Annotated in this window: 11 protein-coding genes; 10 read left to right on the forward strand and 1 reads right to left on the reverse strand. The window is 41.9% G+C overall.

Annotation, left to right across the window (positions count from 1 at the left end):
* Nucleotides 1-91 precede the first annotated feature (91 nt).
* The 3 genes from INE92_RS24045 (at nt 92) to INE92_RS24055 (ending at nt 4,782) form a co-directional block, all read left to right on the forward strand.
* Entirely contained in the window at nt 92-1,399 is a 1,308-nt protein-coding gene (locus INE92_RS24045) for an IS5 family transposase (protein WP_203462471.1), read from the forward strand.
* A 20-nt stretch (nt 1,400-1,419) separates the two neighbouring features.
* Nucleotides 1,420-2,514 carry an alkaline phosphatase gene (locus INE92_RS24050; protein ID WP_195436589.1) on the forward strand — a complete coding sequence of 365 codons (1,095 nt, stop codon included), beginning with the start codon at nt 1,420-1,422 and terminating at the stop codon, nt 2,512-2,514.
* A gap of 600 nt (nt 2,515-3,114) precedes the next feature.
* The gene (locus tag INE92_RS24055) at nt 3,115-4,782 is read left to right on the forward strand and encodes an ISL3 family transposase (protein WP_203462761.1); all 1,668 of its coding nucleotides are present in this window, start codon (nt 3,115-3,117) and stop codon (nt 4,780-4,782) included.
* Nucleotides 4,783-5,018: 236 nt separating this feature from the next.
* Here INE92_RS24055 and INE92_RS24060 read toward each other — a convergent pair whose 3' ends face one another.
* Complete coding sequence (locus INE92_RS24060) at nt 5,019-5,450, reverse strand: acyl-CoA thioesterase (RefSeq protein WP_004313074.1); 432 nt, start codon at nt 5,448-5,450, stop codon at nt 5,019-5,021.
* Between the two features lie 314 nt (nt 5,451-5,764).
* Here INE92_RS24060 and INE92_RS24065 point away from each other — a divergent pair, with 314 nt between their 5' ends.
* The 7 genes from INE92_RS24065 (at nt 5,765) to INE92_RS24095 (ending at nt 13,846) form a co-directional block, all read left to right on the forward strand.
* On the forward strand, nt 5,765-6,328 hold the full coding sequence (locus INE92_RS24065) for an L-threonylcarbamoyladenylate synthase (RefSeq protein ID WP_004313073.1): 564 nt from the start codon (nt 5,765-5,767) through the stop codon (nt 6,326-6,328).
* Nucleotides 6,329-8,122: a chloride channel protein gene (locus INE92_RS24070; RefSeq protein ID WP_004313072.1), complete on the forward strand. Its 1,794-nt coding sequence runs from the start codon at nt 6,329-6,331 to the stop codon at nt 8,120-8,122.
* A gap of 34 nt (nt 8,123-8,156) precedes the next feature.
* Nucleotides 8,157-9,128, forward strand: coding sequence for a methionyl-tRNA formyltransferase (gene fmt / locus INE92_RS24075; protein WP_195436588.1), 972 nt, complete (start codon nt 8,157-8,159; stop codon nt 9,126-9,128).
* Nucleotides 9,129-9,195: 67 nt separating this feature from the next.
* Entirely contained in the window at nt 9,196-9,846 is a 651-nt protein-coding gene (rpe, locus tag INE92_RS24080) for a ribulose-phosphate 3-epimerase (RefSeq protein ID WP_004313068.1), read from the forward strand.
* A gap of 8 nt (nt 9,847-9,854) precedes the next feature.
* On the forward strand, nt 9,855-11,948 hold the full coding sequence (locus INE92_RS24085) for a ComEC/Rec2 family competence protein (RefSeq protein ID WP_134992988.1): 2,094 nt from the start codon (nt 9,855-9,857) through the stop codon (nt 11,946-11,948).
* 46 nt (nt 11,949-11,994) lie between these two features.
* The gene (locus INE92_RS24090; RefSeq protein ID WP_004313064.1) at nt 11,995-13,032 is read left to right on the forward strand and encodes a DHH family phosphoesterase; all 1,038 of its coding nucleotides are present in this window, start codon (nt 11,995-11,997) and stop codon (nt 13,030-13,032) included.
* Between the two features lie 118 nt (nt 13,033-13,150).
* Nucleotides 13,151-13,846, forward strand: a complete 696-nt coding sequence (locus INE92_RS24095) for a DUF4827 domain-containing protein (protein ID WP_015532320.1) — start codon at nt 13,151-13,153, stop codon at nt 13,844-13,846.
* Nucleotides 13,847-13,881 lie beyond the last annotated feature (35 nt).

Genomic DNA, 13,881 nt, shown 5'->3' on the forward strand with positions numbered 1-13,881 from the left:
TTACGCCTAATAATCAACATATTAATATATAAATTGCTTTGATATATCTGCAAGTTTTTGTATCTTTATGGTTGAAAACTTGCAGATTATTATGATAAACAAGACCCCCCCTCAGCCCTCCTTGTTCAGCTCTTTGACAGACCAGCTGAATCCCAGGCATCCCTTATACCTGCTTGCCAATAAGATAGACTGGCGCCGTTTTGAAGAAGCTTTCTCCCCGCTATACTGTGCCGTCAACGGTCGTCCGGCCAAACCCATCCGCCTGATGTGCGGACTTCTGATTCTTAAGCACGTGCGTAACCTGTCCGATGAATCGGTTGTTGAACAATGGAGCGAGAATGCTTATTACCAGTACTTTTGCGGTATGTTGGAATTCACGCCTTCCTATCCCTGCAATGCAAGCGAACTGGTACACTTCCGTAAGCGTGTCGGAGAAAATGGCATGGAACTGATTCTGTCAGAAAGTATCCGCGTCAATCAGGAGGACGACGGCCCGGACCATCACTGCACGGCCTTCATCGATTCCACGGTACAGGAAAAGAACGTGACTTATCCCACGGATGCGAAGTTGCATAAAAAGATAGTCCGCAAAGTGTTGTCTGTCGTAAAATCCTTAGGGCTTCCTTTGCGCCAGAGCTATACCTTTGTCCTCAAGAAGATCTACCGTGACCAGCGTTTCCGTAACCACCCCAAGAACCGTGGCAAGGCCCTGAAAGCGGACAAGCGGCTGCGCACCATTGCGGGAAGGCTTGTCAGGGAACTGAGGCGCAACCTGAAAGAAAACCACGGCTACGACTCCCTGCTCGACCTCTTTGAGCGGGTGCTTTCACAGAAGCGCAATTCTCCCGGGAAAATCTATTCCCTGCATGAACCGGAGGTGCAGTGTATCAGCAAGGGGAAAGAACATAAGAAATACGAGTTCGGCAACAAGGTTTCAATCGTCCGCTCAATTACCGGTGTCATACTGGGTGCCAAGTCTTTCCGGAATGAATATGACGGGCATACCATTGAAGAATCCCTCAGGCAGGTGGAACGCATTACCGGAAAGAAGATCAGGAAGTTGGCCGGGGACAGGGGGTACAGAGGAAAGAAAGAGGTGGGCGGCACCGGGATACTGATACCCGATGTTCCAAACAGGAAAGACAGTTATTACACACGCAAGAAGAAACATAAGCTATTCTGCAAGCGTGCAGGAATAGAGCCGACTATCGGGCATTTGAAATCAGACTTTCGTTTAGGACGCAACTTTTATAAAGGTGTGTTCGGGGATGTTGTCAATCTGCTCTTAGCCGCAGCAGCGTACAACTTCAAAAGAGCCATGAGGGTTCTTTGGCTACTTGTTGAAAAAATCTGCGGGACACTGTTTTCTTGCAATATCCCGCAGATGAGTACTTTTTAAGGGACGACTATGTAATCGGAATGGATGCGGAAAAGAATCACGGGTTAAAATCCCTGGCACGCCAACTGAAAGATAAAGGTTATAAAATAGGAATAATCACTTCTGCTTCTATCGACCACGCTACCCCCGGTGGATTTTATGCTTCACAACCCGACCGTTCTATGTATTACGAAATAGGAGTGGATGCCGCCAATTCCGGTTTCGATTTCTTCGGTGGGGCGGGATTGCTCGAACCTCGCAGCAAGCGTAACCTTTCGGCGCCTTGCCTTTATGACCTGTTCAATCAGAAAGGCTATACGATGTTTCGTGGAATGGACGCTTATAACCGTGCTGCTGCAAAGGATAAAATTCTCCTCTTCCCAACCGATACAGTGAGCAAAAGCCTGAAATATGCGATGGACCGTTCCGCCAAAGACTTGAGTTTGCCTGACTTGACAAAAGCCTGCCTTGCTAATTTTCAGGAAACCGCGAAGAAGGGTTTCTTTATGATGGTAGAAGGCGGAAAAATAGATTGGGCGGCCCATGCCCACGACGGTGGCGCTGTTGTGAAAGAAACCATTGACTTCGACCAATGTATCCGCTTGGCTTATGATTTCTACAAAAAGCATCCGAACGAGACATTGATATTAGTGACTGCCGACCACGAAACGGGCGGTCTTGGACTGGGCAACTCCGATATGAACCTGAATATCGACTTGCTTCAATATCAGAAGTGTTCACAAGAAGCCTTGACTGCTGCTATGCGTGAAATGAAAAGCGGAAAGATGATTCCTTCGTGGAAAGACATGAAAGCGTTTCTGAAAAAGAACCTGGGCTTTTGGGAACAAATTAAGATTACTCCGCGTGAAGAACTTGAATTATTGGTTTGCTACGAAGAGTCTTTCTTGAAGAAGAAGTCGAAAGATGTGGTCAGCCTTTACGCGAAAGATGAACCTTTAGCGGTGGCTGCTATTGCCTTGTTGGATAAGAAGGCGTCATTGGGATGGACAACTAAAACGCATACGGGAGCACCCGTGCCATTGTATGCGATAGGCAAGCAGGCTGTTCTTTATTCGGGCAGGAGAGACAATACGGATATGGCTAATGTTTTGCGGAAATTATTCCTTATCAAATAGGGAGAGGTTTATCAATCAAGAATGTGAGTCAGTATTTGAGTTAGAGGAATCCCGTATGAAAATGAACTAAGCCAATACTGAACATAAATATATGGCTGGATACTACATAATGTCGGCTCTATATGGCGATTTTGACGTTGATTTATTAATCGACAACTGGAGTCGGCCACTTAGCTGACTGAAGTCGGCTGCTTAGTCAACTGGAGTCGGCTATATAGCCGACTTTAGTCGACTGATACGATGTCGGCTGTTTCAATCCGGTATCCGGTCATATTCTTCTTACGTTCTTCCACATAAGAAAACACCTGAGTTTTTGTTTGAACTAGAGCTTCTTTTCTTAAAAGTGTGAACAGTGTGAAGGATGTGAGGAGTTTAAAATGGGGTTGTGAAATCACAGCAAACATCTGTTATTCTACAGTTTATGAGACTGTGAAAAGCGTGAAAGATAAAAGATGAACTTTTATGGTTCTTCGTCAAATTTGGTGGTAATCTCTTTTTTATTTCGATGGTTTTCCTCTTCTTCTTTCTTAATCCTATAAAAAGTTGTAGATATGTTTGCTTTTTAGTAACTTTAAAGACACCACATCATTAAGAGTTACAATGCAACAAGCCATATCTACAACGTACAAATATACATCAAAAAAAGAAAATCCTCCTACAAATAGGGGATTATTCCATGATTTCAGATTCAGTCCTGGCTACGATAATCTGCAACAAGATGGTATCTCTGAAGCTGTTGGTTCATTGACGGTCTTTTTACATACGGCTGGCAAGGGGGCTTCCTGTCCTTATTGCGGACATTTCAGTCACCGATTACACAGTTATTACTCCCGTCATATTCAGGATCTTGAAGTTTACGGTCATACTTTGGAGTTAGTCATAAAGGTTGGCAAATATTATTGCGAAAATGTTTCTTGTCCGCGAAAAATATTCTGCGAACCGTTGTCTTTTCTGGCTCGTCGGTATGGTAGACGGAGCTATCTTGTTGAGGAACGCATCAGATCGATAAGCTTGGAACTTACTTCCCGAAAGGCCTCTTCTCTTTTGCAGCTGTTCCATATAACGGCCAGTAGCTCTTCCTGCTTACGCATCCTACAACAGTGCGGGCAACATAATCCTATGCATAATAAAAGTATTTATGTAGGTATTGATGATTTTGCCTATAAAAAAGGTAAGGATTATATGAGTGTGGTCGTAGACCAGATGACACACATGCCTATTGCTTTGTTAGAGGATAGAAACGGAGAAGCGCTTGATAACTGGCTCACCCGGAATCCTCAAATACAATATATAACGAGAGACCGTGGAAGATGTTTCACAGAGGCTATAAACAGAATAACCCCTGGTGTTACACAAATCTGCGACCGGTTCCATCTAACCAAGAATATGACGGACACGATGATACCGGAAATAGAGAAAATGATTCGTCAGACCAAGCAAAAGCTCAAATACGAATATCCTGACAGAGACACGGCTTCTTCGTTAATTCTTCAGGACATATTTAACATGGGAGATGTCCGACACAGAGAAAAATTGAAGATATACAGGGAAAGCCTGAACTTAAAAATGCAGGGGATGACCATTGAGCAGACAGCCGCGCATTTGGGCAAGAAAAGTCGCTACATTTATAAGCTCATTCACAACAGGAGAATAGGGGCATACTTGAATGAGCAACAGAAGACAGCTCTTAAATATGTATCCGAACTGGCTACAATCATTAGTGCGGGCTGTATTACCCGAAAAATATTGGCACAAAAAATGGGGAGTAAAATCAGTGGCGCACTTATTGGAAGGATAACATCCAGCTTGCGAAAAATGTATCAACAAAAGAGGAAGGAAGTCAAGGAGCATAATGAGAGCATTGAAAACGGAAGTAAAACACAGAGAGTTTCACAGAATCAGATACGCAAATACATTCTAAAGGGAGAATCGGATAATCCTAAACTAGCGGAACTATATAAGTCCTCACCACAGATTAAAGAACTCTTAAGCGTGTGTCAGAATTTCAGAGATATGATTAATGGGAACACTTATGATAAGGATATTAGAAAGTGGATTGAAAAAGCGAAGGCAACACGGAATATGGCACTGACGAACTTTGCATATGGTATTGAAAAAGACTGGGAGGCAGTACAGGCAGCTATTGATATCCCCTTCAGTAACGGATTACTGGAGGGGACAGTGAATAAAATTAAAGCGGTAAAAAGGCAGATGTACAATAGGGCAGGAAGCAAACTACTGAGAGCCAAGATTCTTTATTCACAATAGAAGAAGTACCACCAAATTTGACGAAGAACCACTTTTATTATAAAGGGTATCTAAATTTATACTTTTGTCAGCTATCATTTTCTGTACTAGATATTTTATGCCTTATTAATTAAGGTACAAAAATAGGCAATTTCTGTTATATAGCGGACATGAATCAGAATAAAACTTTTTCCGGAGAATTGGTTTTGCTTGTTTTGTTTCTCATTCGTGAGGGGGCTTTTTCAAAAAAAAACTATCTATGCTTTTTGCAAGTCCCGTTCTTCATATTTGCAGATCGCCTCTATCCATTCTTCTGTCAGTGGCATGGATTCATGTCTTTCAAGATCGAAAGTAACCATAACAGACTTGCAGATACATTTTACTTCATTCGTTTCTGTGTCGATAACCCGCTGGATCAGGTGAAAGCTTTTGGTGCCTATCTTAGAAACAGCAGTCTGTACGGCGATATGATCGGATGCGAATATCTGTTTGACGAAATCCGCTTCGATGTGGACAACGACAATCCCGATCTTTTCCCAATCTACTCCGGGGCATACTGAAGCGAAGTATTCAGTCTTTCCTAAGTCGTAAAAGGAGAAGTAAACTGTGTTGTTGACGTGACCAAATTTGTCTACATCATTGAATCGCAATTGGATAGGTAATGTGTGATGAAATACGATTTCTTCCATTGTTTTCTCTTAAACGTTTTAAATTCGACACAAAAATGGCACTTTTGCTTTCTTGCTTGAAATTGAGGCAAAGATAGAGATTTCTAATGATTCTGCTTTCGGAGATAAGGAAGATTTTCGTTAATAATCGTTTAAAACGAAGTTTTGGGATGTTTGTTCTGTTAGGGAAACACGCTTGTAATAATGTAATAGTTAAATTGTTGTCTGCCAATAGTTGATTTTAAAGGGTGATTTAAAAACGTCAGGATAGATTTCACTAAATGGAATAAATGTGTTATTTTTGCGTCTTGTTCTTAACGGAAATTAATCAAGAAATGATAGAAGATATTAAAAAAGCCTGTCAGGTGATGAATGAAGGAGGAGTGATCCTTTATCCCACTGATACCGTATGGGGTATAGGCTGTGACGCGACTAATGAGGAGGCTGTACGCCGGGTGTATGAGATTAAGAAACGTGCTGATAGCAAAGCTATGTTGGTGTTGGTGGATTCTCCGGTTAAAGTGGATTTTTATGTACAGGATGTACCTGATGTAGCATGGGATTTGATTGAAGTTGCCGACAAGCCGTTGACGATTATTTATTCCGGAGCACGAAATTTAGCACCTAATCTGCTGGCCGAAGATGGCAGTGTAGGGATTCGTGTGACGAATGAAGATTTTTCCAGAAGACTCTGTCAGCAGTTCCGTAAAGCAATTGTTTCTACTTCGGCTAATGTCAGCGGGCAGCCGGGTGCTGCTAATTTTAGTGAAATTAGTGATGAAATCAAATCGGCGGTAGATTATATCGTTGGCTTTCGTCAGGATGATATGAATAAGCCGAAACCCTCAAGTATTATTAAGTTGGAAAAAGGTGGAGTGATAAAGATAATTCGCGAATAAATGAAAGGAGAAAAACTTAGTTTATTGCAGCGTTGTATCAAATGGCGGGAAGCGAACATAAAGGAGAAGCAATTTATCCTGATATTAAGTTTTCTGGTCGGAATCTTCACTGCGTTTGCTGCGTTAATATTGAAATTTTTTATCCATCAGATACAGAATTTCCTGACTAATAATTTCAATGCAACAGAAGCTAACTATTTGTATTTGGTATATCCGGTAGTCGGTATTTTCCTTGCAGGTTGGTTTGTGCGTAATATTGTAAAGGATGATATCAGTCATGGGGTCACCAAAATTCTATATGCCATCTCCCGTAGGCAGGGACGTATCAAGCGACACAATATCTGGTCGTCTACTATCGCCAGTGCCATAACCATCGGATTTGGTGGATCAGTCGGAGCAGAGGCACCAATTGTACTGACAGGTTCGGCAATCGGTTCCAATCTCGGGAGCGTGTTTAAGATGGAGCATCGCACGTTGATGCTGCTCGTAGGTTGTGGTGCGGCAGGTGCCATTGCCGGTATTTTTAAAGCTCCGATTGCGGGACTGGTATTTACCTTGGAAGTGCTGATGATTGACTTAACCATGTCTTCTTTGCTTCCCCTGCTGATTTCTGCCGTGACAGCAGCAACTGTTTCGTACATAGTCACTGGTACGGAGGCTATGTTTAAGTTCCACCTCGATCAGGCATTTGAACTGGAACGTATTCCTTTCGTTATCTTGCTGGGAATTTTTTGTGGGCTGATTTCGTTGTACTTCACACGTGCCATGAATTCGGTAGAAGGTGTATTTGGCAAACTCAATAACCCTTACAAGAAACTGGCTTTTGGTGGTGTGATGTTGAGTGTATTGATTTTCCTTTTCCCACCTCTTTATGGTGAAGGATATGATACGATTAATCTTTTGTTGAATGGAACGTCTGCCGAAGAGTGGGATACGGTCATGAACAACTCTATGTTTTATGGCTATGGTAATTTGTTGCTGGTTTATCTGATGCTGATTATCTTATTGAAAGTATTTGCTTCCAGTGCAACAAACGGTGGAGGTGGTTGTGGTGGTATCTTTGCTCCTTCGCTTTATCTGGGATGTATTGCCGGTTTTGTTTTCTCTCATTTTAGCAATGACTTTGCTTTCTCCGCTTATTTGCCGGAGAAGAATTTCGCATTGATGGGAATGGCGGGAGTAATGAGTGGTGTCATGCATGCTCCATTGACAGGGGTGTTCCTGATAGCCGAGCTGACAGGTGGATATGATTTATTTCTTCCGTTGATGATTGTATCTGTAAGTTCATATCTGACAATTATTGCTTTCGAACCTCATAGTATCTATTCGATGCGTTTGGCTAAGAAGGGCCAATTGCTGACACATCACAAGGATAAAGCTGTGTTGACGCTGATGAAAATGGAAAACGTGGTGGAGAAAGATTTCGTTGTCGTACACCCGGAAATGGACTTGGGCGAACTGGTGAAAGCAATTGCAGCTTCCCATAGAAATGTCTTTCCGGTGACAGATAAGAAAACGGGTGAATTGTTGGGAATTGTATTGCTCGACGATATTCGCAACATCATGTTCCGACAAGAACTTTATCATCGTTTCACTGTTAATAAATTGATGATATCTGCTCCTGCCAAAATCTTCGATACGGATGGAATGGAGCAGGTTATGCAAACATTTGACGATACGAAAGCCTGGAATCTTCCGGTCGTAGATGAGGAAGGCCGCTATCAGGGATTTGTCTCTAAATCAAAGATATTTAATTCGTATCGGCAAGTGCTGGTACATTTTTCTGAAGACTAATCCGTGCCTAAGTAATGATAACATATTTAAAATGATGAAGAAAGAGGACTTAAGAATAGTATATATGGGGACTCCCGATTTTGCAGTAGAGGCCCTGCGTCAATTGGTAGAAGGCGGTTATAATGTAGTGGGTGTGATTACGATGCCCGATAAACCTGCCGGACGCGGACATAAGATTCAATATTCTCCTGTCAAACAATATGCGCTCGAACAGAATTTACCGTTGCTTCAACCGGAAAAGTTGAAAGATGAAGCTTTTGTGGAAGCGTTGCGTGAATGGAAAGCGGATTTGCAGATTGTAGTTGCTTTCCGTATGTTGCCGGAAGTGGTATGGAATATGCCGCGACTGGGTACATTTAATCTTCATGCTTCTTTACTTCCTCAATATCGTGGAGCTGCTCCTATCAACTGGGCGGTTATCAACGGTGATACGGAAACCGGGATTACGACTTTCTTTTTGAAGCATGAGATAGATACCGGAGAGGTCATTCAACAGGTACGTGTGCCTATTGCAGATACGGATAATGTAGAAGTGGTACATGATAAATTGATGATGTTGGGAGGAAAGCTGGTTCTTGAAACAGTAGATGCTATACTGAATGGAACGGTCAAACCAATTTCTCAAGAAGAAATGGCAGTTGTCGGTGAACTCCGTCCTGCTCCGAAGATATTTAAAGAAACTTGCCGGATTGACTGGAACCAGCCGGTGAAGAAGATCTACGATTTTATCCGTGGACTATCACCTTACCCCGCTGCCTGGAGTGAACTGATTGCTTCCGAAAAAGCAGAAAGTGTGGTCGTGAAAATATTTGAAAGTGAGAAAGTTTATGAATCACATCAATTGGCTGCCGGAACAATCGTGACTGATGGCAAGAAATTTATGAAAGTAGCTGTACCGGATGGATTTGTATCTATTCTTTCTTTACAATTACCCGGTAAGAAACGACTGAAAACAGATGAGTTGCTTCGTGGTTATCACCTGGAAGATGGGTGTAAGATGAAGTGATCTGACAATAAGATAGAATAAAAACCGTCCCGAACACGAGACAATTAGAACCTAAAATAAAAGAATTATGAAACCGATTATCGCTCCTTCTATTCTTTCTGCCGATTTTGGATATTTGGCAAAGGATATTGAAATGGTAAACCGCAGTGAAGCGGAGTGGGTACATATTGATATTATGGACGGAGTATTTGTTCCGAATATTTCATTTGGCTTTCCGGTACTGAAATATGTAGCGAAGTTAAGTAAGAAGCCGTTGGATGTGCATTTGATGATTGTGAATCCGGAGAAATTCATTCCGGAAGTAAAAGCATTGGGTGCTCATACGATGAATGTGCATTATGAAGCTTGTCCACATCTGCATCGGGTGATTCAACAAATCAGAGAAGCCGGGATGCAGCCTGCTGTAACGATCAATCCTGCTACTCCTGTAGCTCTTCTGCAAGATATTATCCGGGACGTGTATATGGTGCTTATCATGAGCGTGAATCCAGGATTTGGCGGGCAGAAGTTTATCGAACATTCGGTAGAAAAAGTTCGTGAACTGCGTGCCCTGATTGAACGGACAGGTTCGAAAGCCCTGATTGAAGTAGACGGTGGCGTGAACCTGGAAACAGGAGCCCGTCTGGTTGAGGCGGGAGCCGATGCGCTGGTGGCTGGAAATGCTGTCTTTGGTGCACAGGATCCGGTAGAAATGATTCGTCAGTTGCACGAACTGTAACTAATCTATTGAATTCCTTTTATATCCATCGATATCCATTTATACGCCTGCTTATCCCTTGGATAGCAGGCATTTTTTGTGGAGATCATTTTTTTGACCGTTCATGGGATCCCCTTTGTGGTATTCTCTTCTTTGGCTTTTTTGCTGTATTGTCTTTTGCTCTTTATTTTCTGAAACGCTATTCGCTGCGATGGTGTTTTGGGATAGCTATCTCCGCTCTTTGTTTTACGGGAGGATGGCTTGGGATGACTGGACAATTGCAACAGGCTGTCTGCTCTTTTCCGAAAGAAGAAACTGTGTACCGGGTTTTGATAACGGATGCAGCTCAACCAAAAGAACATACTTACCTCTGTCAGGCATTATTAAAAGAACGTCGTGATACTGCGGGCATATATCCGATAGGACATACTGCGGTTCTTTATCTACAGCAAGATTCGTCTGCCTCCCGTTTGAAGAGTGGAGATGAACTGCTGATTTCTGCCCACATTTCTCCTCCTCTCAACAATCGAAACTTTGATGAATTTGATTATGCCCGCTTTCTGATGCGGAAAGGCATTAGCGGAACAGGATATGTTGCATCCGGGAAATGGATAAAATGCGACGGAATGAATAACTTTGACCTCAAAAGTGTAACCAGCTCTTGTAGAAGAAACGTGGTTTCACTTTATCAGGAACTGGGATTCAACGGGGATGAACTGGCAGTACTTTCAGCACTAACAATAGGAGATAAGACAGAATTAAGTGATTCGGTTCGTGAAAGTTATTCGGTGGCCGGTGCAAGCCATATTCTTGCTCTATCCGGTTTGCATATCGGACTTTTATATACAATGATCTTTTTCATTCTGAAACCTATTGCCCGAAGAGGAAATATAGGTAGATGTGTGCGTTCTGTTTTTCTTCTTGTCTTATTGTGGACCTTTGCTTTTTTTACAGGGCTTTCTCCGTCGGTAGTACGTTCGGTCAGTATGTTTTCGATTTTAGCTATGGCGGATATGACTGGTCGTGAACCTTTATCTTTAAATACATTGGCGGTAGCTGCGTGGTTGATGTTATTCTGTAATCCTGCATGGCTGTTCGATGTTGGTTTTCAGCTCTCTTTCCTTGCTGTTGCTTCTATCTTGCTTATCCAAAAGCCGATCTACCATTTGATTACCGTGAAAAGTAGAATAGGAAAGTATGTTTGGGGACTCATGAGCGTGTCTATTGCCGCACAAATAGGAACAGCTCCGCTTGTTCTGTTTTATTTCTCTCGATTCTCCGTGCATTTTCTATTGACGAATTTAGTTGTTATTCCTTTGATTACGATTATCTTATATGCTGCTGTCGCAATGCTTCTTCTGACTCCTTTCTCCTGGCTTCAGATAGGAGTGGCCGGAGGTGTTAAGAAGCTGTTGGAAGGACTTAATTTCTTTGTCCGATGGGTAGAGCAGCTTCCTTGCGCTTCTATAGATGGAATTTGGCTTTATCAGTCAGAAGTGCTAGGTATCTATATTGTCATCGCTCTGCTAACCTATTATTTCATGAATCGCCGATACCGGAATCTGCAAATCTGTCTTTTTTCTATCTTGTTGATGGGGACTTATCATGCAACGCTGTATTGGTTGGATCGTCCTCAAACGAGTTTAGTCTTTTACAATGTGCGTGGTTGTCCGGCAGTACATTGCATAAAAAGTGACGGGCAATCCTGGATAAACTATATGGATACTCTCTCCAATGAAAAACGTCTGAAATACATGACAGCTAACTATTGGAAGCGTCATCACCTTCTTCCTCCCCAAGAAATAACGGCTGATTGCCGGCACGCTGAACTTAACCGTCAACAGCAGATTATATCCTATCATGGTTGTCGTGTATGTGTCATAAACGATAACCGTTGGCGAAACAAATCTACCGTTTCTCCGTTATATATTCAGTATCTTTACTTATGCAAAGGATATGACGGTCATCTGGAAGAACTCGCCCAGGTCTTTTCTTTCTCTTACGTCATATTGGACGCGTCCCTCTCGGAATACCGCAAACACCTACTTGAAAGCGAATGCAAGAAATCCGGTCTGCGATTTATCTCTTTGTCTGACGAAGGTTCTGTCCGCTTTTTGCTCTAAGTACAAAGATTTATCGTACATTTGCACCTTGATAAAGTTTAAGAGTATGTTGACGAAAGTAATTGAACAAGCCAAAATAGACCATTTTACCAAATGGTTTGAACGAGCTGACAAAATAGTAATTGTATCCCATGTTTCTCCTGACGGCGACGCTATTGGTTCATCATTGGGATTATATCATTTTCTGGATTCACAGGAAAAAACAGTAAACGTAATTGTGCCGAATGCCTTTCCCGATTTCTTGCGATGGATGCCGGGCAGTAAGGATATTCTTTTGTATGACCGTTACAAAGATTTTGCCGATAAGTTGATAGCCGAAGCTGACGTAATCTGTTGTCTCGACTTCAATGCATTGAAGCGTATTGACGATATGGCAGATGCTGTGGCTGCATCTCCTGCGCGTAAAATCATGATCGATCATCACCTGTATCCCGAAGATTTCTGTAAGATTGTAATGTCCTATCCTAAGATTTCTTCTACTTCCGAATTGATATTCCGGCTGATTTGTCGTATGGGATATTTCAGTGATATCACGAAGGAAGGCGCAGAATGTATCTACACAGGCATGATGACAGATACAGGAGGATTCACTTATAATTCGAATAACCGGGAAATTTATTTTATCATTAGCGAACTACTTTCCAAAGGAATCGATAAGGATGATATTTACCGTAAGGTGTACAATACCTATTCCGAGAGCCGTTTGCGTTTGATGGGCTATGTACTGTCGAACATGACTGTTTATCCGGATTGTAATTCGGCATTAATCACATTGACAAAAGCCGAGCAAAGTAAGTTTAACTATATAAAAGGTGATAGCGAAGGCTTCGTAAACATCCCCCTTTCCATCAAGAATGTTTGTTTCTCCTGCTTCTTGCGGGAAGATACAGAGAAGCCGATGATTAAAATCTCCCTTCGTTCGGTAGGAACCTTTCCATGTAATCAGTTAGCCGCTGAATTTTTCAACGGTGGCGGACATTTGAACGCTTCGGGCGGTGAGTTTTTCGGAACGATGGAAGAGGCAAAAGCGGTCTTTGAGAAAGCGCTTGAGAAGTATAAACCTTTGTTAACAGCAAAAAGCTAAAGATGGAAGGTTAAAAGTGAATATGGAAAGGTTAAAAGATACGAACTTTCAACTTCCCCCTTTCAACTTTTAATGATTTTGAGATACATTTGTGCGGAATATAGCTAAATAACAGATAATGAAGAAACTTGTATTTTTATTTCTCTCTTTGTTAACCGCCGGAAGTCTGTTCCAGGCATGCGACAATTCGAAGACTTATGCAGAAATGCTGGAAGACGAGAAAAATGCGGTGAATAAGTTCATCAAAGATAATGATATTCGTGTCATTTCACTGGAAGAGTTCGAAAGAGACACTGTTACGGCTTCAAAAGAAGCTGGGGATGGATATGACGAATATGTTGCTTTTTCCAACGGCGTATATATGCAGATCGTAGATCGTGGCGGGAAAGAGGAAGGTGAGAATGGGGTTGAGTTTATTAATGAAGTAGACACTTTTGCTAATAATAATGTCATTTGTACTCGTTATGTAGAAAAGGATATGATGACAGGAGAGGTTACTTGTTTCAATGTACCATTAGAAGAATGGATGGATGCTCCTGATTATTATAAGTTTCCATTAACATTCCGTTATGTACAAAACGCGTCTACTGTTTATGGAATCGTTTTATCCGGTAGTTTGGAATATGATTTATTATGGGTTAATCAAGGTTATGGAACTGCAATTCCATCCGGCTGGTTGATTGCCTTACCTTATTTGCGTAATAATGCACATGTACGCTTGATTGTACCTTCTAAGATGGGGCATACAACTGCACAACAATATGTCAATCCTTATTTCTATGATATCTGGAAGTTTGAGAAAGCAAAAAGCTAAAGCACTAACATTAGATAAATCTTTTAGTTAAAAAC

This window comes from Bacteroides xylanisolvens (genome assembly GCF_018289135.1).
GTDB lineage: Bacteria > Bacteroidota > Bacteroidia > Bacteroidales > Bacteroidaceae > Bacteroides > Bacteroides xylanisolvens.

What these genes read in the sequence shown, in the direction of transcription:
- INE92_RS24095 (WP_015532320.1), top strand. Translation starts at nt 13,151, where the DNA reads ATGAAGAAACTTGTATTTTTATTTCTCTCTTTGTTAACCGCCGGAAGT.
- rpe (WP_004313068.1), top strand. Translation starts at nt 9,196, where the DNA reads ATGAAACCGATTATCGCTCCTTCTATTCTTTCTGCCGATTTTGGATAT.
- INE92_RS24055 (WP_203462761.1), top strand. Translation starts at nt 3,115, where the DNA reads ATGCAACAAGCCATATCTACAACGTACAAATATACATCAAAAAAAGAA.
- INE92_RS24045 (WP_203462471.1), top strand. Translation starts at nt 92, where the DNA reads ATGATAAACAAGACCCCCCCTCAGCCCTCCTTGTTCAGCTCTTTGACA.
- INE92_RS24090 (WP_004313064.1), top strand. Translation starts at nt 11,995, where the DNA reads ATGTTGACGAAAGTAATTGAACAAGCCAAAATAGACCATTTTACCAAA.
- INE92_RS24065 (WP_004313073.1), top strand. Translation starts at nt 5,765, where the DNA reads ATGATAGAAGATATTAAAAAAGCCTGTCAGGTGATGAATGAAGGAGGA.
- fmt (WP_195436588.1), top strand. Translation starts at nt 8,157, where the DNA reads ATGAAGAAAGAGGACTTAAGAATAGTATATATGGGGACTCCCGATTTT.
- INE92_RS24050 (WP_195436589.1), top strand. Translation starts at nt 1,420, where the DNA reads ATGGATGCGGAAAAGAATCACGGGTTAAAATCCCTGGCACGCCAACTG.
- INE92_RS24060 (WP_004313074.1), bottom strand. Translation starts at nt 5,450, where the DNA reads ATGGAAGAAATCGTATTTCATCACACATTACCTATCCAATTGCGATTC.
- INE92_RS24070 (WP_004313072.1), top strand. Translation starts at nt 6,329, where the DNA reads ATGAAAGGAGAAAAACTTAGTTTATTGCAGCGTTGTATCAAATGGCGG.